This is a genomic window from Acidobacteriota bacterium (genome assembly GCA_033549365.1).
Classification (GTDB): domain Bacteria; phylum Acidobacteriota; class Aminicenantia; order Aminicenantales; family Saccharicenantaceae; genus JAWSUF01.
The window spans coordinates 322385-343193 of sequence record JAWSUF010000002.1; the positions used below are offsets into that span (position 1 = coordinate 322385).

Here is a 20809-nt window from a genome sequence, read left to right on the forward strand (position 1 = left end):
GCTTTAAACGATCGGTGCTCTTTATCCCTTGAGGATCTTTTCGACCTCCTCCTTGTCCACGTCCGTGATGAAGGGGATGCCGCTGATATCGGCTGCGTCCCGGGTCAGGGCGGCGATGTCGTCCCGGCTGATGTAGCCGAGGTTGAACTTTCTCTCGCCGGCCATGAGCTGGCGCACGCCCTGACTGAGCCGTGTGAAGTAGCTGTAAACGCCCAGTGCCCCGGCCGGAATTTCATCGAACTTCTTTCCGAAACGATGACGCAGGTCGGGAGCCGTCACAAAGATCTCGTCGACCGTGGTGCCGAACCTTTCGACATAGACCGGGATTTGGCCTTCCTGGATCCGTTTGCCGATGGTTTTCCCGACCATGGCCGCGGCCAGGGCGCTTCGAGCCATGCCGATCGCCTTGACGTAAGGGGCGCCCATGGCGAGTGCCTTGAAGATCTGATCCTCGAAAGTGATTCCGCCGGCGAAAACGATGTCCGGCACGTATTCTCCGGCCTTGTCCAACATTTGGGCGTATTTGTGGGTCAGACTCCAGATTTCGACGCTGGGGATGCCCCATTCGTTCATCATCCGCCAGGGGCTCATACCTGTTCCGCCGCCGGCCCCGTCAACGGTCAGCATGTCGAGCTTGGCCTTGGAGGCGAATTTGACGGCCCGGGCCAGGTCGGCCGGTCGGTAGGCCCCCGTCTTGAGGAAGACGTACTTGGCGCCGGCCTTCCGCAGCTCCTCGACCCGCTTCATGAAGGATTCCTCCTCGACCATGCCGAGACGGGAATGCCGCTCGAATTCCTTGAAGGAGCCTTTCTTGAAGGCGGCGACGACGGCCGGATCCTCGGGATCGGGGAGCACGATGTAACCCCGTTTTTTCAGTTCCTGGGCTTTCTCGAGACTGTGGAGCTTGACCTCGCCTCCGATGTCCTTGGCGCCCTGTCCCCATTTAAGCTCGACGGCTTCGACCCCCAGTTTTTCGATGGCATATTCCTGAACGCCGAGCCGGGTGTCCTCGACGTTGGCCTGAACGACGACCGTCCCGTAGCCGTCGGACCATTTTTTGAAACTTCCGACACGCATCTCCATGTCCGCCGAACGGACGATACGGCCCTTCTTGATTTCCGAATCCGGGTCCATGGCGCAGACGTTCTCGCCGACGGTCAGAATGACGCCCGAGATCGCGGCGCCTGCGGCCAGACCTTCCCAGTTCTGCTTGGCCACGTTGGTCGATCCCATGCCGGGGATGACAAAGGGCAGGCGGAGCTTGATGCCCTTGTCGCGGCCGATCGCCGTTTCGACGGAGACCTTTTCGAAGGTGGCGATGTCGCTGTCGGCGGCGACTCCCCAGGCTCCGACGGCCGTTCCCATGATGCTGAAGTGGGACAGGTCGACGGGGTACTCCTTTTCCGAGGCCGCCGTGATGATGCCGAAGGGCTGGGGATAGAGAACCTCGGCGCCCCGGTAGGCGGATTTTCCGATTTCGCACATCCCGATGCAGCCGTCGACGCAGGTCACGCACATGCCGCTGAATGGGCTGACCGATCCCTCGGTCCGGTTCTTGGTGAGCGTCGCCGCGCTCCGGTTGAGTCGTGTATAGGACATTGTCGTTTACCTCCTAAGATTCCTTTTTCTTATCCTGATCCTGAACGCAGGTTCCGCAGCGGCCCGCGTCGTACATCCAGCACTGGAGATCCTCGTGGTGGTCGAGGCAGGTCGGATCCATGGTCAGACAGGCGTTGCAGAGCACGGTGTCCGCCGAAGGGCCCTGGCAGCGGAGCTGACAGACCGGGCAGATGTACATGCAGGCGCCGCAGAGGCGGCACTCCTCCGAACGCATGTCGAACGGCGTCGAGATTTTTTTTTTGTAGCCGCGCTGCTGGAACCCGATGGCCCGGCCGTCCATCTGTTCGGCGCACATTCGGACACACAACCCGCACAGGATGCACTCCTCGTTGCGGGGGGTGAACCTCACCTGGGTGACGCCGAACTTGGAGGCCAGGTCCTGAAGCTGTTTCGACCCGGGGGCGACCGAAAGCATGAGCTCGATCATCATCCGCCGGGCGGCGATGACGCGCCGCGTGTCCGTCCGGACGACCAAGCCCGCCTCCGCCGGATAGGTGCAGGAGGACACCAGTTTGGCCCGCGGCCCCTCCCCGATCTCCACCACGCAGAGACGGCAGCCTCCGAAGGGCGTCAATCCGTCGTTGTGGCAGAGCGTCGGGATTTCGAGACCGTAGAATCGGGCGGTCTCCAGAAGAGTCCAGCCTTCCTCGGCCTTGACTTCCAAACCGTTGAGTATGAGGTCGATCATATTTCCCGTCCTGTGGCTTTTTTGCCGTCCTCGGTATCGAGCTCGCATCGAAGGCAACGGCGGGCTTCACGCACAGCCATGTCTTTCGTGAAACCCAGCTCGACCTCCTCGTGCCCGGTTCTTCTTTTCGCCGGGGAGAGGTGCGGCATCTTTTCCCGCTTGGCGTTCTGGGCTTCCTCTTCGGAAAGTTTGACCGGCGGGACATAAAGGCTGGGCCGCGTGAGGCTGTGTGTCCGGGGAATGATGCGGCCCTCCAGGTAATTTTCGATGGACCGCGCGGCCAGTTTGCCGGCGGCGATGGCGTCGACGACACTGCTCGGGCCCGTAACGACGTCGCCGCCCGCGAAAACTCCCGGTCGTGTCGTGGCCAGCGTGGCCGGATCCACGATGATCGTTCCCCATTTCGAATCCAGGGTCAGGCCGTCGCTTTCTCTGAGGTAGGGCGTGTAGGCGCGTTCGCTGATGGCCAGAATCAGCGTGTCCGCCTTGGCTTGGAATTCGGATCCGGGCACGGGGACCGGGCGGGCCCGGCCGCTTTCGTCCCTTTCGCCGAGTTTCATCCGCAGGCATTCCACGCCGACGACCCGGTCGTTTTCGGTCCGGACCCGGATCGGTGCGACGAGAAATTGGATGTCGATGCCCTCTTCCAGGGCCGCTTCGACCTCTTCCGGGTAAGCCGGCATTTCTTTCCGGGTGCGCCGATAGAGCACGGTGACCTTTTTGACCTTTTTGTCCCGGAAGGCCACCCGCGCGGCGTCGACGGCCGAGTTGCCGCCGCCGATGACGACCACTTCGGCGCCCAGGTTGACGGGGATGCCGAGATGGTGCTCTTTCAGGTATTCGAGGGATTGGAGAACGCCCTCGGCTTCCTCTCCCGGGACCCCGATTTCGATGGGTTTGTGGGCCCCGGTCGCCAGGAAAACGCATTGATAACCCTGTTGGAAAAGGTCGTCCAGGCTGAAGTCCTTGCCCAGCGTCATGTTGGTCTTGATGTTGAGACCGGATTTGACCAGGTAATCGATGTCGTGCTTCAGGATATCCTTGGGGAGACGGTGATCGGGGATCGTGACCTGGAGCATGCCGCCGGCGACGGGGAGGGATTCGAAAATCCGGACCGGATAGCCTTTTGCGGCCAGAGCATAGCCGGCCGCGAGTCCGGCCGGTCCGGCACCGATAATGGCCACCTTTTCGCTTTTGGTGACCGGGAATTTCGGTGGGGAGTCGAGGCCGTTGGCCCGCCCCCAGTCCGTGACGAATCTCTTGATGGCCCGGATGGCGATGGGTTCGCCGATTTCGCCGGCCCGGCAGGACGACTCGCAGGTCCGGCTGCAGACCCGGCCGCAGACCGAGGGCAGGGGGTTGTCCTTGCGGATAATTTCGAAAGCTTCCTTGAACTTCTTTGCGGCCGTAAGGGCGATGTAAGTGGCGGCCTCCTGGTCGATGGGACATGTGTAGTGGCAGGGGGCGGAGACAATCTCCTTGCAGACCATGGCCGGGCATTTTTTCTCGAGAACGTGTTTTTCGTATTCGTCCCGGAAATACTTGAGGGTGGAGAGAACGGGGTTGGCCGCCGTCTGACCGAGCCCGCAGAGGGAGGCGTCCTTGACCGCGGCGGCAAGTTCCTCGAGAACGGCGAGATCGGACGGCACGGCCCGGCCGTCCGTGACGGCCTTGACGATTTCGTACATGCGCCGGGTGCCTTCGCGGCAGGAGACGCATTTGCCGCACGATTCGTCCTGAAGGAAATTCAGAAAATACTTGGCGATGTCGACCATGCAGGTCTTGTCGTCCATGACGATCATGCCGCCCGAGCCCATGATGGAGCCGGCCTGGCTCAGGCTCTGGTAATCGATGGGCAGATCGAGCATTTCCTTGGGAATGCACCCTCCCGAAGGGCCTCCGGTCTGGACGGCCTTGAAGGCCCGGCCGCCGGGGATCCCGCCGCCGACATCGTAGATGATTTCCCGGAGGCTCATGCCCATCGGGACTTCGACGAGGCCGGTGTTGTTGATCTTGCCGACAAGCGAGAAGATCTTGGTGCCCTTGCTTCCGTCCGTTCCGATCCGGGCGAACCATTCGGCGCCCTTGTCGACGATGATGGGGACGGTTCCCCATGTTTCGACGTTGTTGATGTTGGTCGGCTTCTTCCAGAGGCCCTTCTGGGCCGGGAACGGCGGGCGCTGCCGCGGCTCGCCGACTTTGCCCTCGATGGAGGCGATGAGCGCGGTCTCCTCGCCGCAGACAAAGGCGCCGGCGCCCTTGGCGATAAGGATGTCGAAATCGAAGCCGGTGCCCAGGATGTTTTTTCCCAGAAGACCGAGCCGGTAAAGATCGGCGATGGCCAGGGAGACGTGCTTGACGGCCAGGGGATACTCGTCGCGGGCGTAGATATAGCCCGTTCCGGCCCCGATGGCGTAGGCGCCGATCATCATGCCTTCGAGCACACGGTGCGGGTTCCCTTCGAGAAGACTGCGATCCATATAGGCGCCCGGGTCACCTTCATCGGCGTTGCAGATGACGTATTTGACGTCGCCTTTGGCCGCCCGGGCCAGTTCCCATTTGACTCCGGTGGGGAATCCGGCGCCGCCCCGGCCCCGAAGTCCCGATTCCTTGACGGCGGCGACGACCTCGTCGGGGGACATCCGGGTCAGGGCCTTGACAAACGTCCGGTATCCGCCGATCGCGAAATAATCTTCGATCTGCGTTGGGTCGATCCGGGGATTGTCGCCGAGGACAATGCGTTTTTGCTTCTTATAGAAAGGGATGTCCGACTCCTTGGCGGCCTCAATCCCGGTTTCGGGTTCCGTGTAAAGGAGTTTCTGAATGATTCTGTCGTTTTTGACGGTTTCCCTGACGATGGCCCGGCTGTCCCGCGGCTGCACTTTCTGGTAGAAGATATCCCGCGGAGTGATGATGATGTTGGGTTCGGCCTCGCAGAATCCGTGGCAGCCTGAAACCCGGACCTGAACGCGCTTTTGTAGGCGCAGATCCTTGACGGCCCGGCCCAGAGCGGCGATGACTTTCAGCGAACCACGGGCCCGGCCGCATGTGCCGGCCGATACGGTGAGAACCGTTCGGGTGTCCGCCTTGCGGTCGCGGACGATCCCGTTCGCATAGGCCGTGAATTCCCGGGCGGTTTTGAACTTGGCCTCATGTTTCATGGCGCGTCTCATTTCTTGTACTTCTTCAGGATCGGGACGACCTTGCGCATGGAGGTATGGGCATGGTAGTCCTTGTCGACCACGACGACGGGACCGATGGCACAACACCCCAGGCAGGCCACGGTGTCCAGGGTGAATTGTCCGTCCTTGGTGGTCTGGCCCGGTTTCACCTTGAGCTGGCGCTCGAATTCGTCCAGGATCTTGGGACCTCCCCGGACATGGCAGGCCGTTCCCAGGCAAACCGTACAGGTGTGCTTCCCGCGAGGGGCCAGGCTGAAGGCCCGATAGAACGTCGCCACGCCGATGACATCGACGAGCGGAATGTTGAGCGCCTTGGCCACCTGTTTCAGACAGTCTCGGGGAAGATAGTTGTATTCCTCCTGGATGTCCTGCAGGATGGCGATGAGAGCTTTCTTGTTTCCGCCGTGTCTGTCGACGAGCGATTGAATTTTCGCCGTCTCTACACGCAACATTCACCTCCGGATTGAAAGATTAGTATCGTAAAAATCGGATGGTCCGTGTATCGGCCGGCGGCCGGCCGGGGCCCCGGGGTCTTGGAGGGAGCGGCGGATAATGATAATATGACTTGCTCCTCGCACCCATCGAGCCGGAGGTGCGAAAATAAATACAGAAACGGTTTATACCAGAGAAAAAGAGCTGTTGTCAAGAAGAATGCAACAAAGAATGCCGTTTGTCCGCTAAAGGTGTCATGAAAAAGCTGTATGTCACGCCCGAGACGATCGAGAGTCGAAGCCGGGACTTTCTGAGGGAATATTCCGGCCTGCAACCGGCTCGGCCCCCCGGTTTTGATTTTCTTCGCTCGGCCCTCCTGGTTTTGGACATGCAGCGCGTCTTTATGGACCCATCCTCCCACGCCTATATCCCGAGTGCCCCGGCTGTTATTCCCCGAATCAGGGCTCTGGCCGAGGCCTATGAAATCCGCAATCGGCCGGCGATTTTCACACGCCATGTCAACACGCCGGAGGATGCCGGCCGCATGGCGGACTGGTGGAGAAACAGAATCGCCCCCGACAACCCCTTGTCGGCGCTGATTCCCGAATTCCACAGGCCTTCGGACCGGGTCATCCTCAAGAGCCGTTACGATGCGTTTTTCCGGACGCCGCTCGAGGAGATGTTGCGCGGCGGCGGCGTCGACCAGGTGGTGATCTGCGGTGTGATGACGCACCTGTGCTGCGAGACGACGGCCCGGTCCGCCTTCATGCGCGGTTTTGATGTTTTCTTCACTGTGGACGGAACGGCCACGTATACGGAAGCTTTCCATCGGGCCAGCCTTCTCAACCTGGCCCATGGTTTTGCCGTCTTGACCCTGTCGGAGACGATCCTGGAGGCTGCGAGAGGCGATGAAGGTTGAACCCGTGGCCGTTATCGGAGCCGGTCCGGCCGGGCTTGCGGCCGCCATGCAACTGGCCCGCATGGGGATATCCGCAAGGCTTTTGGAACGGGCCGATCCGGGCGGGTTGCTTCTGAATGCTCATTGGGTCGAGAATTATCCCGGGTTTCCGGACGGCCTGTCCGGCCCCGATCTCGTCCGCTTAATGCGGCGCCATGCCGAAAGTTTCGGCGCCGTTCTGACGAAGGATGAGATTGTCTCGATCGTGGACGAAGACAAGGTTTTCCGGATCAAAGGCCGCGCCCGGAATTACCTGGCCCGCAGGATCGTTTTGGCCTCGGGAACAAAAGCCCGGGGGCCGGCCGGATGCGAAATTCCTCCGGAGATGGAGGGCCGCATCCACACCGAAGTCGTCGCCCTGCGCGAGGCCTCGGGTCTTCGGATTGCCGTTGTCGGAGCGGGCGATGCGGCTTTCGACTATGCCATCGGTCTTTCGGAAAGGAATGATGTGACTCTCTTGAAACGCAGCGCCGGCGTCCGGTGCCTGTCTCTCCTCCGGGAAAGGGCCGCAAAAAACGCATGCATCGACATCCGAAATCATGTGAACGTCCTCCGCCTGGCCCCGGTGCCGTCCGGCGGCGCATCTGTTTGCGGAACGTGGAAGGGAAGCGATTTCCGTCTGGACGTCGATGCCGTGATCTTCGCCGTCGGCCGCGATCCGGAGACGGGCTGTCTTTCTCGCGAACTTCTTGAAAACATCCCGGTGCTTCGCGCATCCGGCCGGCTTTTTCCGGCGGGGGACATCCATAACGGCCTCTGCCGGCAGGCCTCGATCGCCGCGGGAGACGGAATCCGGGCGGCCATGGAAATCCACAGGCTCATGAAGGAGGCCGGAGAATGAAAATCCTGGCTGCCGCGGGAACCGAGGATGTGGCCATGGTCTACATCGCCGATATCGGAGACGGACGCAAAATCGAGCTGGTCGAATCCGTTCAGCCGCCGATTCCGCGCCTCAGGAAATGGGTGCTTCTGATTTCCACGCTGTGCGGCTGTCCGATCGGGTGTGCGATGTGCGACGCCGGAGGCGGTTATCAGGGTCTTCTTTCCAAGGACGAGATTCTGGCCCAGATCGATTTTCTGGTCCGCCGCCGTTATCCCGACGGACATGTCCCGTGCGAGCAGTTCAAGATCCAATTCGCCCGCATGGGGGAACCGGCGCTCAATCCGGCCGTGCTCGATGTCTTGGACGAACTGCCGTCGCGTTTGGACGCTCCCGGTCTTATGCCGTCTCTATCGACGATCGCCCCGGCCGGTGCAGAAGACTTTTTCGAAGCCCTGATCGACATCAAGCGCCGCCGTTATGCCGGGGGGCGTTTCCAGTTCCAGTTTTCCATCCATTCCACGGACGCGGCTTGGCGGGGCAAACTGATTCCCGCGAAGACGTGGAGCTTCTCCGAGATGGCCGCCTACGGACGCCGCTTTTTCGCTCCGGGCGACCGGAAGATCGTTCTCAATTTCGCCCTGCCGCGGGAAGCTCCGGTCGATCCCGCAATCCTGAAGGACCACTTCGATCCGGAACTTTTTCTAATCAAGATCACGCCCCTCAACCCGACCTATCGAGCTCGCGACAACCGTCTTGCGTCCGCAGTCGATCCGGATGCCCCCGAGGCCGATGCGGCGGCGGCCGACTTCCTGCGTGCGGCCGGCTACCGGGTGATTGTGAGCGTCGGGGAAGCCGAGGAAAACCAAATCGGCAGCAATTGCGGGCAATATCTACGCCGCCACCTGGAAAGCCCGGCCCCCCTGGCCGACGGCTATTCTTACCCTCCGTTGCTTGGCTTCGATAAGTAACACATAAGCCACAACACAGCAAATTTCATCCGGATGACATTCGGTCCGCAAAGCCGCTCTCAAGGATCGGAAGAATATCCGAGGGAGAGTCGGCGATGGCGTCGGGTCGGCCCTGGCGCAGGAGGGAAAGGATGTCGTATCCCCAGGAGACCGCGATAACCCGGATGGGGACTTTTTTGCAGGCTGTGATATCTCTCAGCTCGTCGCCCACATAGACGGCCTCCGCCTTCTTGATGCGGTTGCGGATCAGAAAACTCCGGATGGCGGCATGTTTGCCGAGGAGATTTTTGGCCGTATGGATTTTTTTGAAGATGTCGGTCATGCCGTGATCGTTCAGGAAGGTCCGGATGTTCTGCTCCGAATTCGAGGAAAGGATATAAATGCGGAATCCTTTATCCGCCAGGGAGGTGAGCATGTCGTGGACTCCCGGATAGGGGACGGCCTGGTGCATGAACTCGCTGACAATGGCCCGTGTTTCGCGGGCCAGCCGGGGCAGAAGACTGAGAGGGACTCCGGCTTTATTCAAGCGTTCAAGGATCGGCAGCCTCCACAGCTCTTCCAGCTTCTCCTTGGGCCACTCCGGGAAATTGTATTTTGTCGCCAAACGCCGGTAGACTTGAAGAAGAGCTTGACGGGTGTCGGCCAGCGTGCCGTCGAAGTCGAAAAGGACGGTATTCAGTTCGTTCATCTGTTTGCGAATCTCCAAAATACATGGGACGAGAGCGCAAAGTCAATGTTTTCGGTGAAAATCGGGGAATTGACAGAGGCGGCCTTTTGTGCTGAGATACGTTTCGATGAATGTCGATATTTTTTCGGCAGTTAAACGCGAAGGAGGTTCTATGAAAAAACTGGTATTTTTATTTGTTCTGGTTTCGCTGGTGGCCGCCCCGGTTTTAACCGCGGAGCAGGCGATCGTTCTTAAAGTCAAGGTTCAGGTCGCCAATGTTCGGGCCGAACCCGACATGAACAGCACCGTTGTCAAGAAAATCCCCGCCGACACGCTGCTCGAAGCCCGCCAGAGAATCGGCGACTGGTATGAGATCACCGTGACGGATGCCTCAGGAGCCGCCATATCGGGTTACATTCACCAGCAGGTTGTCGATGTTGTCGCCGGTGCGCCCAGGGAGCCGGAACCCGTCCGTGAAGAACCCCGGCGACCCGTCCGAGAGCCCGTCCGCGAAGAACCCCGTCAGCCCGTCGAAAGACGCATGGCGCCCGTCTCTTATCGTTCCGACTACGGCATGGGCGGATTCAAGGCGATCGGCGGCCTGGCCATGGCCAGCCTCCGGTATCCCACCGAAGAAACCGCCGAATTCGATAAATACAAAAAATCCAAGATGGGCCTTGCCGGCGGAATCGGATTCGACAGCGGAGGACAGTTCGGTTTCGGCATGAACGTTCTTTACCTGCAGAAGGGCGTGAAATATTCCGGCGAGGAAGACGGAGTCAAGTTCAGCTTCCCCATCAGCATTGACATGATCAGCCTTCCCGTCATGGCCAAGATCCGGTTTATGCCCGGCTCGACGCCGTATGCATTGGCCGGAGGCGAAGTGGCTTATGTTCTTTCTGCGAAGTCGAAGTATACGATCACGGATCTTGAGTCCGGGGAGAAGGAAACCGACACCGAGGACTTCAAGGACGATATCAACTCGATCGACTACGGAATCGTTTTCGGCCTGGGATATGAAATGAATACCGGGTCGTTTCCGATCTTCATCGAAGCCCGGTATCACCTCGGCTTGGCCAATCTCACGAAGGACAATCCGGATGAAGGCATCATCGCCGCGGAGAACTGGACCAAGACCAGCACAATCCTGATTGTGGGCGGCATCAGATTCTAAGAAACCGGAATCGATAGGCGACAAGAAAGTCGTTCAAGCCGCGTTGCCTGCGGGAAAAGCGAGATTCGCGCGTCCTCCCGCCGACAACGCGGCTTCTTTTTTATAAGATGAAGAAAAGACCGGCCGATAGGGCCGTTCCATGGGCGAAACCGACATCCAGAAGAAAGCCCAGACGTCTCCACGCCAGGGCTCGTCCGGAAATGCCGATGACGGGCGCCGTGATGAGGGAGGGGGTCCGGGGATCCCAAGCCCTGAGGGTGTCGAGTTCGAAACTTTCGCGGGCCTGAGCCCGGATCTCTCCCAGAGGTGTCCGCAAGACGGCCGATCCGTCGACATCCAAATTTCCCGTGAAGGGGAGGACGGCCGCCCCTCCATAAACGGAAAGGCGATATCTCTCGTTCCGGACGGCGTTCCAACGGGCGATCATGTTCACCATGACCGAACGGATGCGAACCGTGCCGTCTCCATGGGTTTCCAGCTCGCCCAGAGGAAATCCGAACAGGCCGATTTCGTGGCGGGAAGAAACCCGGAAGGGGATGCGGTAATCGGCCCAACCGATGCGGATACCCAGAGAAACCGCTCCCGGCTGGATGTGATGCCATGCGGCCAGGGAAAGATTTGTGCCCGAGGAATCCAGATCAGCCTGTACGGCATCGACGGAGACGATGCGATCCAGGTAGGCGGAGTCGATGAGTTGGACGAAAGCGCTCCGGATCGCGGCCTCGCTTTCCCTCTCGACGGGAGACCGGAATGGGGACAGAGTCCAGGGGCCCCAGGCGCATTCAAACTCCCATGTTTCGCGCTTGTCTTCGACCGGGCCGCCGAGCACCGCTCCGGAGACAAGGATCAGCAGGATTGTCCCGATGAATATTGCCTTCATTTGAAGCCATCATATCAGAAGAAACGCCTCTTCCAAAATCCGGCTGTTTCCACAATCGAGGTTGGCGCCTCGTGTTGAATCGTATTGCCGCCTAAGGTATGATTTCCGGGAATTGAAAACGATCTCATCCCTATGTCCGGAATGCCGAAAAGTGGTCGAGGCCCGGGTTTATCTGGACGGCGGGCGGATTCTGCTCGACAAGACGTGCCCCCGCCACGGCCGTTTTCAGGATGTCTATTGGTCCGATTCCCGGCAGTTCGAAAGGTTCGAGTCGTTTCGCCATGAGGGCGAAGGCATCGAGAACCCGCGGACTCGGGAAGACCGCGGCTGTCCTCTCGACTGCGGCCTCTGTCCCGGCCATAAATCCACCACCCTTTTGGCGATCGTGGATGTGACCAACAGATGTAACCTCCGCTGCCCCGTCTGCTTCGCGAATTCCGGGGTCCGCGGTTATGTCTACGAACCGACCCGGGATCAAATCCGGGCCATGCTGGAAAACGTCCGCAACAACCGGCCCCTGCCGACCCCGGCGCTGCAGTTTTCCGGAGGAGAGCCGACTCTCAGGCCCGACCTGGCCGACCTCGTGGCCATGGCCCGGGACCTCGGTTTCCTGAATATCGAGGTCAACACCAACGGGATCCGGCTGGCCGAAAGCCTCGATTTATGCCGAAGTCTGAAGGATGCCGGTCTGCATACGGTCTATCTTCAGTTCGACTCGCCGGATGCCGAGGTTCATCGCCGCATACGGGGCCGGGACCTTGTCGAAATCAAAAGACAGGCGATCGAGAACTGCCGCCGGGCGGAGATCCCCAGCGTTGTACTGGTCGTCACCCTGATCAAAGGCGTGAATGACGGGCATCTCGGAGAGATCATCCGCTATGCGGCCCAAAACCGCGACATCATCCGCTGCGTCAACATTCAACCGGTGGCCTTCACCGGACGGAGGCCTGACGAAGCGGACCGGACCGGGCGCATCACGATCCCGGATGTTCTGGCCCTTGTCGAGGAGCAGACACAGGGCGACATCCGGGCCTCGGATTTTTATCCGGTGCCAAGCGTCGTTCCCGTCGCCAAGGCCGTCGGCGCTCTGAAGGGCGAGGTTTTTCCCGAGTTCACCGCCCATCCCCACTGCGGCGCCGGCACTTATTTTTTTGTCGAAGACGGCCGGATCACGGCGATCAACCGGCACGTGAATGTGAATAAATTTCTCCGTTCCCTGGGGCGCATATCACGAACGGCCGCGAAAGGATATCGGAGCTTGGCGGGCCTGATGCTCCTTTTCTCTCTCCGCCATGTCAAGATCGGCATGTTGAGGAGATTTCTTCTGCCCATTTTAAGAATGGGAACGTTTGAGGCCCTGGCCGATTTCCACTTCAAGGTCGTGCTGGTTTCCTGCATGCATTTCATGGATGCCTGGAATTTCGACGGGGAGCGTGTGCGGCGCTGCGTCATTCATTATGCCGTCCCGGACGGCCGGATCATCCCCTTCTGCGCCTACAACAATCTCGGCTACCGGGATGAGGTGGAGCATGCCTTCAAAACCGTCCGTGATTGAACGCCTGAGGGACCGCCGGGAGGTCCTGCATTTCACGTTGATCGATCCCGACAGCCAAACCCCCAAGCGGCTGGCCGAAGTCGTTCGGATGTGTTGCCGGTTCGGCACGGATGCCTTCATGGTCGGCGGGTCCGGTCCTTTCGGACGGCGCCGGCTGGAAACCGCCCTGAAGACGATCCGCAAACATACGGACCGGCCCGTCATTCTGTTTCCGAACTCCGCCGAATCCGTATCCCGGCACGCGGACGAAATATTTTTCATGTCGCTTCTCAACTCCCGCGGATCTCGGTTTCTGATCGGCGAGCAAGTTCGGGCTGCCGCCGCTGTAAAAAGGGCCGGCCTCCGCCCGATTTCCATGGCCTATATCGTTGTCGGCACGAGCCGGAAGCCGACGACCGTGGAAAAGAAGGTCAGACTGGAAGCCATCGGAAGTTGCGATGTTCGAAAAGCCAGGGACTATGCGCTCGCGGCCGAATATCTCGGAATGAGCTGTGTCTATCTTGAGGCGGGATCGGGCGCGGACAAGCCCGTGCCGCCGCGGATGATCCGGGCCGTGAGGGGGGAAATCTCGGTGCCTCTCATTGTTGGTGGAGGCATCCGCAGCCCGCGCCGGGCCCTCCAAACGGCGGAAGCCGGCGCCGACGCCGTCGTCACCGGCACGATCGTCGAGCGGGATCCGGCCCGTCTCGAAGCCATCATCCGGACCATCAAAGCGTTCCGGCCCGGCCGTCGATAAATGGCGAAGGGAACGACGATATCCGGCTTTTTATCTCTCATCCGGCTTCCCAACGGTTTGATCGCCGTTTTATCGACGGTGATGGCCGGCGTCGTGACCGCCCGGTCCTTCGATATCCGGCCCGCGGTTTTTCTCGGGGCCGGGATCGTCTGGCTCATCCTTTCGGGAGGAAACGCCCTCAATGATTTTTTTGATCGCCATATCGACAAGGTGAACAGGCCGCGGAGGCCGATTCCTTCGGGTCGGATCACCGGCCGGCAGGCCGTCGTTTTCTCCTGGATTCTGCTTTCGCTGGGTCTGGGGCTGAGCCTGGCTCTTGGCCTCAAAGTCGCGGCCTTCGCCGCCGCGAACATCCTGATTCTTGTCATCTATGCCCGTTGGTCCAAGTCCCTGGGTCTGCTCGCCAATCTCGCGGTCGGCTGGCTGACGGCATCGGTCTTTCTCTTCGCTGCGATCATTCAGGGACATCCGGATGTCAATATCCTGGCCTTGAGCCTGAGCGCGTTTTTCATTATGACATCGAGAGAAATCCTCAAGGACATCGAGGATATGGAAGGTGACAGGGAAGGAGGCGCGGCGGCGACCCTGCCGATCCGCGTCGGTCCGGGCCGGGCGCGAACGGCGGCCGTTCTGGCGGCTCTTCCCGCGGTTCCCCTGATTGTTCTTCCGTCCTTGAATCTGGGGATGAACGTTCTTTTCCCGGTTTTCGCCGTTCCCGCCGCCGCAACCGTCGTTTATTCCTTCTTTCCGAATCCGCGTGCGGCCCAGAGGTCGATCAAAATCGCCGTGATTCTGGTTCTCCTGGCCTATGTCTTCGGTGTCTTGTCGACGGACAAGAGAAGCCGAGGCTCAGGACATGAGGTATTTGACGGCGTAACGGGCGAGATCGGTGGCGTTTTTCGTCAGGATTTTCGTTATCCCGGCAAAAGATCCCCGGGAAAGATCGTCCAGTGTCTCTCCCGAGATCAGCCGGGCGAGGCGATTCAGGTCCGTGTCGGAGAGACGTTCGTGGAATGTGTTGAGCTTGAGCATCCGCGCCGTTTTCCGGCCGTGTTGCGCTTTCCAGAGCGTTTCATAACGGCTTAAGCTTTCGCGCGTGACGGAGTTCTTTCGGACGGCATCGGCGGCGATTTCGGCCGCCATCCGGCCCGACATCATGGCCAGTTTCATCCCGCCTCCGGTCGCCGGGTTGACGAGGTGACCGGCGTCTCCGACAATCAGCAGGCCGTCTCCCGCAAGAGCCGGGATCGATCCGTCCGTCGGGACTCCGCCGCAGTTGATCTCGACGGCCGAGGCCCGCCCGAAAATATCCGGACGATCGCGGATGAACAGGTCCAGGAAATCTTTTGCGCTTTTCCCCTCGGATTTGTCCGTCTTGATGCCGAGGCCGACGTTGGCCATGCTCGGTCCCTTGGGGAAGATCCAGGCGTATCCGCCCGGGGCAATGCCGTTTCCGAAATAGAGGTGGATCGCGGTTTCGTCGATATGGCGAAGGCCGGCCATCTCATATTGGATTCCGCTGATGTAGGCTTCCTGCCTGTTTCTGCTGTCCAGTCCGGCCCATTTGGCGATCATGGAGTCCGGCCCGTCCGCCGCGATCACGATTCGGGCCGTGATGAATCCCTTTTTGCCGCGGCTTCGGAATTCCACGCCCGCAACGGTTCCATGATCCCGGATAACGCCGACAGCCTCCGTTTGAATCAGATAGCGCGCTCCCGCCAGAACGGCATTCCGGGCCAGGTGTTTTTCAAAAACCTTTCTTTCGAGGATATAGCCCCAATCCTCCTGCGATCGGGATTTCCACCGCACGGCCGTTCCGTCCGGCGCATGGAGAACGGCGCTTTGGATGCGGGCGGCCACCCAGCCGGGATCGACCTCCATGTCCAGATCTTTGAAGGTTTGGGAGCTGATGCCCTCGGCGCATCGTTTCGGCGCGCCGATTTCCCGCCGCTTTTCGACGACGATCGTCCGGATCCCCGACCGGGCCAGACGTTCGGCGCAGACACTGCCGGCGGGTCCGGCGCCCACGACGACGACATCCGTATCGATCGTCTCCGACGAAGTCGAACACGTCTTGTCCGAGGTTCGGGAAACGGCCCGGACGGGGCAGAAAGCAACGCATAACCCGCACGCTGTGCAGGCGGCCTCATCGAGATGGAGTCCGCCGTGCCCCAGGATCAGGGCTTCCGACGGACAGATTCCGACACATCCTCCGCAGATACAGCAGATCTCCCGATCGATACGGATGTTTCCGTTCATGTCGCCCTCGGTTTTTTTGCGGCGTTTCGGCGCTCCGCCGATTATAGACGGCCCGGCCTTGCCGTTCAACCCGGTTTGGGATCGGAGAGCCGGGAGATGTCCCGGCCGGGGTTTCCGGAAACAATCAGGGTGGTGCCCACTGTCATGACCATGACGACAAGATAGAATTGAAATAAAACCGCATAGGGAAGGAAGCGGAATTGCCGGAAATGTCTCATGGGGTTGAGCATGATCATGATGTCGGCGAGCAGACGAATCATCACGAATAATGGAAGGGATGTTGTGAATACCGGGTAAATGGAGACGCCCAGATAAAGCGCCATAAGAAACGGGACCAGAATTCTCCATCCTCGCATCGGATAAAAGAAGCCGGAGGTCCAGCGCTTTTTTTGCCGGATATTGTCCTTCAGGCTTCTCATGGGCCGGGTGAAAACGGCTGTGTCGGCATGGAATATCAGGCGAGCTCCCCCACATCGATGCTTGTGACAGGCCCGGACAAGCCGATAATCCAACAGGGCACCCGAGCTCATTTTTTGATATCCGCCGGCCTGCACATAAGCCTTTTTACTGAATGCCATGTTTCCCCCGAACAAGCTGCATGTCCGAAAGGTTCGCGCCAGGGATTTCCCGATGGAAAACATGTAGAGGAATTCCAGGGCTTGCATATCGGCCGCGATCCGGGTGTTTTCGCGGATCAAATAGGCCCCGCCCACAATGGCATCTCCGCCGCGGAGCCGGGAGGACAGTTCGGATATCCACCTTGACCCGGCGACACAGTCGGCGTCGATCTGCATGATGATCTCTCCCCGGGCTTTTTCGATACCGAACGCCAGAGCCTTTTTTCTTCCCGGAGATCCTCCTCTCAGCCGGAAAGAGCGAAAATTCTCCAGCGAATCCGAATAGACTCGGATGATCTCCGGAGTCTTGTCTTTGGAATGATCGTCCACGATAACGACCTCGTATTGATCCCGGGGCCAGTCCTGGTTCTTGAGCGATTCGAGGCACTCCCGGATGTTGTTCTCCTCGTTCCGCGCGGTCAGGACAACAGAGACAAACCGGCGCGGTTCGTCGGCGGTCGGAGTGTCATCCGTCTTGGCCGTGAGGAAAAACGCAGCGAGGGACACGGCCAGATAAAGCATGTACACAATAAGAATGATTGTGAACAGGTTGACACCCTTAACGCATTCTTGTAGGTTCTCTCATGGCCAAACAGTATCCTGAGAACGGTCGAAATTGTCAAATGTCCTTGAAGATTCTTGTTGTCGGGGCGGGATTGAGCGGCGCCGCAGTCGCCAGGCTGCTTCGGGATCGGGGACATCGCATCCTTGTCGTCGAAAAGGAGAGCCATGTCGGCGGTCTGTGCATCACGAGAATCAGCCCCAACGGACTGCAATACGAACCCTTCGGAGCGAGGACGTTTCACTCCCGGAAACCGGATGTCATCGCTTTTGTCCGAAGATTCGCCGAATTCAACGGCTATGTTCACCGCAAGGGGATCATAATCCATGGGAAACTGTTCCCGTATCCGATCAGCCGGGAATCCCTGTCGGCCCTCGATTCCCGGGAGAGGATCTGCCGTGAACTTGAAAATCTGCCGGACGAGGTTGACGCGACGAATTTCGAAACGGCCGCGCTTTCGCTTTTCGGAGAGACGCTTTATCGATTGTTCATTCGGAATTATACAACCCGGATGTGGGGGGTGGATCCGGTCCATTTGTCCGCCGACATGGCCTTAAGGAGACTTGAGCTCCGGGATGGCCCCGCCGGGGACTTGTTTCGCGGCGAATGGCAGGGCTTGCCGTCCCGCGGCTATTCGGCGTTTCTGGAAAGCATGCTCGAAAGCATTCCCGTGAAGCTCCATACGCCGTTTGACACCGGCGATTCGTATGATGTTGTGGTGTCATCGGCTCCGATCGACGAGATGTTGGCTTTCCGTTTCGGACGGCTGGCCTATCGGAGTCTTCGGTTCGATTATCAGGCCGACGCGCCCTGGGAACATGACGCTTTTGGGACCATCAATCTTCCCCAGGATGGGACATACATCAGGAAATGCAACTTCAAGATCCTCCACCGCCGGCAATCCCGCCGCAATTGGATTCAATACCAGGAACCCGTGGCTGCGGAAAACGGCCGAATTCCCATGTATCCGGTCGCTACGACGGAGAACGAGCAGGCTTACATCAGGTGTTTAAGGGCGATCTGCGCGACCCGGATTTGCCCGGTGGGAAGAATGGGGTTTTCGAAATATTTGAACATGGACCAAGCCGTTGAAGTCGCTTTCAGAATGTTGCCGGTCATTGAGCATTATCCCCGGCTCAGCCCGGCGGTCCGGTTCGAAAAAATTGCGGCCATCCGGGCGAAATATTGATCGGATGCGGTTCCCCTGATAACGCGTGCGCCCTCACCGGCAGGCTTCGGGATCGCAGGGGAATTTCGTCCGAAGCATGAAATCGGCGAAGCGGTTGGAAATGCCGGCCGTGCGCGCGCCCGTCAGCCGCCTCCACATTCCGATGCCTTTGGCTCCCACTCCGACGATTTTCAGGATGGGCGCCGGCACCTCGCTTCCCCAGATCGAGACGTTCAATTCCCAACAGCGCTCGATGACGGCCAGTTGCGTGTCCGTCAGGCCGTCCAGGCTGATCCGCTTCGATCGGCCCAGGGGCGTCCGGTCCAGGGGGATGAAAAGGATCGGGGTGTAAAAGAGAACGGCGTTCTGCCGGTGGAGCCGCTCGATGAGCCCGGCCGTCCGAAGGGCGTCGTTTTCGTCCTCACCCGGCCACCCCACGATGATCGTGGCCAGGGGATAGATCCGGTTGGCGTTGAATGCGGCGACACCCTCACAGACGATGTCTGGCCAGCCGTCCGCGTCCAGGGGAAGGGCTTTTCCCGGCATGTGCCGGCTCATGATCCGCGGGCTTCCGGATTCGATGCCGATTTCAACCGTGGCGTAAGGTTTGCCTCTCAGGGTCCGCGACGATTTTTCGACGAAGATGGGGGCGAGTTCGGGCAGCAACTTGGGATCGACGAGGACGGGTGCGATCGAGGCGTGAGACAGGTGGATATGCCGGAGGCCCGGCCGGGCCGCCACGGCCTCGAAAAGGCCGGCGAGAGCTTTCCGGTCCGGCTCGAAGTTGCGTTGCGAACGGTAGAGAAACATGTCGTCGGTGACGATGAAGGCCGCATCGCCGCCGCCCCGGATGTTCGTATCGATCTCGCTCAGGACGGTTTCGAGGGCCACGGAGTGCTTTTTCTGCAGGTTCGGCGAACAGAAGGCACAGCCTCTTCCGCAACCCCGGGTGATTTCCACGTCGCCGAATATCGCCGGGGCGCGAATCGCGGGAGCTTCGCCGCTGCGTCCGGACGGCTTGAGGCGGATGACCCGGGGCGCCGCTCCTCTGCGGATGGATTCGAATACGGCCGGAATGTCCGACTCCGACCGTCCCGACACCAGATGATCGATGCCCAGTTCCGCCTGTTTTCCGGAATGATCGATTTGCCAGACGGCTTCCCCCCCGACGACGATTTTGAAGGTTTTCCCGCGTTTGAGCCGTCGGGCTTTCCGGAGCAGTCGTTTGAATTCATAGGCATTGACGGACTCTCCCCCGAATCCCACCAGGGAGTTGTAGGTCGTGCTGACGTAGGCGAGCCCCAGGGGGTCCATGGTCGAAATGCCGAGAATTTCGGTCCCGTCGCCGACGCAAGATTCCAGATGGTCGGGATGGCAGACGACAACGCCGCCGTCGTCTTCGGCCTCGGACAAGGCCGCCTCGATTTTTCTCAGGCCGTAAGGCGCGAAGCGGGCGCGGCCGTCGGCATGGGCGACCGGAGCAAAAAACTTTTCCAGGTATAATCCCGCAGGAATCCGGGGGAACGTGCATTTGAAGGCTTCGAAGGCATCGGCGGGCAATCCGATTTCGGGGCCGAATTGGCTCATTTCGGCGCGCGAGGCCGTCAAGACGATCGAATAACCGCGGCCCATGACGACGACTATAGTTTGAGAGAACCCGGGTGTCAATCTCGCCGCGGCCTGCCCCATAAGGAGTTTCTATGGTATATTCTTTCCTGAGAGAGATGCGACCGGACATGAAACACAACGGATCTTTGAGGCGCACCATCGGAACCGCGGTCTGCCTCTGCATCCTCTGTTCCGCGGCCGCCGCCTTCGAGCCGGGGAAACGAGCCGAACACAATCCCAGGGAGATTCTGGAGCGCGTCGACAAGATGATGCACGGCGATTCCTCCTCCGGCATCCTGGTCATGACGGTTCAGGCCGAGCATTGGACTCGGACGCTCGAGGTGCAATTTTCGACGAAAGGCGATGACCGGTTCCTGGTGCGGATTCTCTCTCCCAAAAAGGAGAAGGGCACGGCAACCCTGAGATCCGGGTCGGACATCTGGAACTACCTTCCCAAAACCAACCGCGTCATCAAGGTGCCGTCCGTATCGCTGGCCTCCTCCTGGATGGGAAGCCACTTCACGTACGACGACATGTTGAAGGACAGGCGGCTGGCCGATGATTTCCTGTCGGCCGTCACGAATGAAGAAGCTACGGAATCCGGACTTCTGGTGGAGATCACCGGCACTCCGAAACCGGATGCGCCCGTCGTTTGGGGCTCGATCCGGGTCGTGGTGAACACGGATCTGGACCTGCCGCGCTGGATTCGATACTACGACGAAAACGGCGGGTTGGTGCGGACGCTGGAATTTTCCGACATCGGACCTCTGGGCGGCCGGCGGCTTCCCCGGCGCCAACGTATGACTCCCGCGGAGAAACCCGGGGAGTTCACGGACGTCGTCTATCGCGATCTTGTCTTCAATCCCGACCTGGACGACGCATTCTTCTCGCTGCGCGCGCTGCAAAGATAAC

At 59.8% G+C, this 20809-nt stretch carries 17 protein-coding genes and 1 pseudogene; 9 read left to right on the forward strand and 9 right to left on the reverse strand.

Annotated elements, in window-relative coordinates; all coding sequences use genetic code 11:
* Positions 1-21: 21 nt before the first annotated feature.
* Genes SCM96_04275 through nuoE form a run of 4 tightly spaced genes read right to left on the reverse strand, consistent with a single transcriptional unit; the run spans position 22 to position 5942 of the window.
* A complete protein-coding gene (locus SCM96_04275) occupies positions 22-1599 on the reverse strand; it encodes an FMN-binding glutamate synthase family protein (protein ID MDW7759839.1) in 1578 nt (525 codons plus the stop codon).
* A 13-nt stretch (positions 1600-1612) separates the two neighbouring features.
* Positions 1613-2308, reverse strand: coding sequence for a 2Fe-2S iron-sulfur cluster-binding protein (locus SCM96_04280; GenBank protein MDW7759840.1), 696 nt, complete (start codon positions 2306-2308; stop codon positions 1613-1615).
* A complete protein-coding gene (gene nuoF / locus SCM96_04285; GenBank protein MDW7759841.1) occupies positions 2305-5469 on the reverse strand; it encodes an NADH-quinone oxidoreductase subunit NuoF in 3165 nt (1054 codons plus the stop codon). The genes SCM96_04280 and nuoF overlap by 4 nt, the downstream gene beginning before the upstream one ends.
* An 8-nt stretch (positions 5470-5477) precedes the next feature.
* Positions 5478-5942, reverse strand: coding sequence for an NADH-quinone oxidoreductase subunit NuoE (gene nuoE / locus SCM96_04290; GenBank protein ID MDW7759842.1), 465 nt, complete (start codon positions 5940-5942; stop codon positions 5478-5480).
* A 236-nt stretch (positions 5943-6178) separates the two neighbouring features.
* Between nuoE and SCM96_04295 the strand changes: the two genes are divergently transcribed.
* Genes SCM96_04295 through SCM96_04305 form a run of 3 tightly spaced genes read left to right on the forward strand, consistent with a single transcriptional unit; the run spans position 6179 to position 8671 of the window.
* Positions 6179-6841, forward strand: coding sequence for an isochorismatase family cysteine hydrolase (locus tag SCM96_04295; protein MDW7759843.1), 663 nt, complete (start codon positions 6179-6181; stop codon positions 6839-6841).
* On the forward strand, positions 6831-7721 hold the full coding sequence (locus SCM96_04300) for an NAD(P)/FAD-dependent oxidoreductase (GenBank protein ID MDW7759844.1): 891 nt from the start codon (positions 6831-6833) through the stop codon (positions 7719-7721). Before SCM96_04295 ends, SCM96_04300 begins: the two co-directional genes overlap by 11 nt.
* Positions 7718-8671 (forward strand): radical SAM protein, encoded by a 954-nt coding sequence (locus tag SCM96_04305; GenBank protein MDW7759845.1) that lies wholly within the window; start codon positions 7718-7720, stop codon positions 8669-8671. The genes SCM96_04300 and SCM96_04305 overlap by 4 nt, the downstream gene beginning before the upstream one ends.
* A gap of 25 nt (positions 8672-8696) precedes the next feature.
* Here the strand turns inward: SCM96_04305 and SCM96_04310 are convergent, their stop codons facing one another.
* Complete coding sequence (locus tag SCM96_04310) at positions 8697-9359, reverse strand: HAD-IA family hydrolase (protein ID MDW7759846.1); 663 nt, start codon at positions 9357-9359, stop codon at positions 8697-8699.
* Positions 9360-9510: 151 nt separating this feature from the next.
* Between SCM96_04310 and SCM96_04315 the strand changes: the two genes are divergently transcribed.
* Entirely contained in the window at positions 9511-10512 is a 1002-nt protein-coding gene (locus tag SCM96_04315; protein ID MDW7759847.1) for an outer membrane beta-barrel protein, read from the forward strand.
* Between the two features lie 100 nt (positions 10513-10612).
* Here the strand turns inward: SCM96_04315 and SCM96_04320 are convergent, their stop codons facing one another.
* Positions 10613-11392: a hypothetical protein gene (locus tag SCM96_04320; protein MDW7759848.1), complete on the reverse strand. Its 780-nt coding sequence runs from the start codon at positions 11390-11392 to the stop codon at positions 10613-10615.
* Positions 11393-11504: 112 nt separating this feature from the next.
* On the opposite strand from SCM96_04320, the gene SCM96_04325 reads away from it, so the two are divergent.
* Genes SCM96_04325 through SCM96_04335 form a run of 3 tightly spaced genes read left to right on the forward strand, consistent with a single transcriptional unit; the run spans position 11505 to position 14769 of the window.
* Complete coding sequence (locus SCM96_04325) at positions 11505-12947, forward strand: radical SAM protein (GenBank protein ID MDW7759849.1); 1443 nt, start codon at positions 11505-11507, stop codon at positions 12945-12947.
* Positions 12922-13683 (forward strand): geranylgeranylglyceryl/heptaprenylglyceryl phosphate synthase, encoded by a 762-nt coding sequence (locus tag SCM96_04330; protein MDW7759850.1) that lies wholly within the window; start codon positions 12922-12924, stop codon positions 13681-13683. Before SCM96_04325 ends, SCM96_04330 begins: the two co-directional genes overlap by 26 nt.
* Entirely contained in the window at positions 13684-14769 is a 1086-nt protein-coding gene (locus tag SCM96_04335; protein MDW7759851.1) for a geranylgeranylglycerol-phosphate geranylgeranyltransferase, read from the forward strand.
* A 54-nt stretch (positions 14770-14823) separates the two neighbouring features.
* On the opposite strand, the pseudogene SCM96_04340 reads toward SCM96_04335, so the two are convergent.
* A pseudogene (locus SCM96_04340) lies at positions 14824-15942 on the reverse strand (geranylgeranyl reductase family protein).
* Positions 15943-16007: 65 nt separating this feature from the next.
* Entirely contained in the window at positions 16008-17081 is a 1074-nt protein-coding gene (locus tag SCM96_04345; protein MDW7759852.1) for a glycosyltransferase, read from the reverse strand.
* A gap of 101 nt (positions 17082-17182) precedes the next feature.
* On the opposite strand from SCM96_04345, the gene SCM96_04350 reads away from it, so the two are divergent.
* A complete protein-coding gene (locus SCM96_04350; GenBank protein ID MDW7759853.1) occupies positions 17183-18310 on the forward strand; it encodes a UDP-galactopyranose mutase in 1128 nt (375 codons plus the stop codon).
* A 33-nt stretch (positions 18311-18343) separates the two neighbouring features.
* Here the strand turns inward: SCM96_04350 and SCM96_04355 are convergent, their stop codons facing one another.
* The gene (locus SCM96_04355; GenBank protein MDW7759854.1) at positions 18344-19921 is read right to left on the reverse strand and encodes a radical SAM protein; all 1578 of its coding nucleotides are present in this window, start codon (positions 19919-19921) and stop codon (positions 18344-18346) included.
* A 104-nt stretch (positions 19922-20025) separates the two neighbouring features.
* On the opposite strand from SCM96_04355, the gene SCM96_04360 reads away from it, so the two are divergent.
* The gene (locus SCM96_04360; protein MDW7759855.1) at positions 20026-20808 is read left to right on the forward strand and encodes an outer membrane lipoprotein-sorting protein; all 783 of its coding nucleotides are present in this window, start codon (positions 20026-20028) and stop codon (positions 20806-20808) included.
* Position 20809 lies beyond the last annotated feature (1 nt).

Coding starts and splice junctions, on each gene's coding strand:
- SCM96_04275 (MDW7759839.1), bottom strand. CDS start 1,599: ATGTCCTATACACGACTCAACCGGAGCGCGGCGACGCTCACCAAGAAC.
- SCM96_04280 (MDW7759840.1), bottom strand. CDS start 2,308: ATGATCGACCTCATACTCAACGGTTTGGAAGTCAAGGCCGAGGAAGGC.
- nuoF (MDW7759841.1), bottom strand. CDS start 5,469: ATGAAACATGAGGCCAAGTTCAAAACCGCCCGGGAATTCACGGCCTAT.
- nuoE (MDW7759842.1), bottom strand. CDS start 5,942: ATGTTGCGTGTAGAGACGGCGAAAATTCAATCGCTCGTCGACAGACAC.
- SCM96_04295 (MDW7759843.1), top strand. CDS start 6,179: ATGAAAAAGCTGTATGTCACGCCCGAGACGATCGAGAGTCGAAGCCGG.
- SCM96_04300 (MDW7759844.1), top strand. CDS start 6,831: ATGAAGGTTGAACCCGTGGCCGTTATCGGAGCCGGTCCGGCCGGGCTT.
- SCM96_04305 (MDW7759845.1), top strand. CDS start 7,718: ATGAAAATCCTGGCTGCCGCGGGAACCGAGGATGTGGCCATGGTCTAC.
- SCM96_04310 (MDW7759846.1), bottom strand. CDS start 9,359: ATGAACGAACTGAATACCGTCCTTTTCGACTTCGACGGCACGCTGGCC.
- SCM96_04315 (MDW7759847.1), top strand. CDS start 9,511: ATGAAAAAACTGGTATTTTTATTTGTTCTGGTTTCGCTGGTGGCCGCC.
- SCM96_04320 (MDW7759848.1), bottom strand. CDS start 11,392: ATGAAGGCAATATTCATCGGGACAATCCTGCTGATCCTTGTCTCCGGA.
- SCM96_04330 (MDW7759850.1), top strand. CDS start 12,922: ATGCCTTCAAAACCGTCCGTGATTGAACGCCTGAGGGACCGCCGGGAG.
- SCM96_04335 (MDW7759851.1), top strand. CDS start 13,684: ATGGCGAAGGGAACGACGATATCCGGCTTTTTATCTCTCATCCGGCTT.
- SCM96_04345 (MDW7759852.1), bottom strand. CDS start 17,081: ATGCTTTATCTGGCCGTGTCCCTCGCTGCGTTTTTCCTCACGGCCAAG.
- SCM96_04350 (MDW7759853.1), top strand. CDS start 17,183: ATGTCCTTGAAGATTCTTGTTGTCGGGGCGGGATTGAGCGGCGCCGCA.
- SCM96_04355 (MDW7759854.1), bottom strand. CDS start 19,921: ATGGGCCGCGGTTATTCGATCGTCTTGACGGCCTCGCGCGCCGAAATG.
- SCM96_04360 (MDW7759855.1), top strand. CDS start 20,026: ATGAAACACAACGGATCTTTGAGGCGCACCATCGGAACCGCGGTCTGC.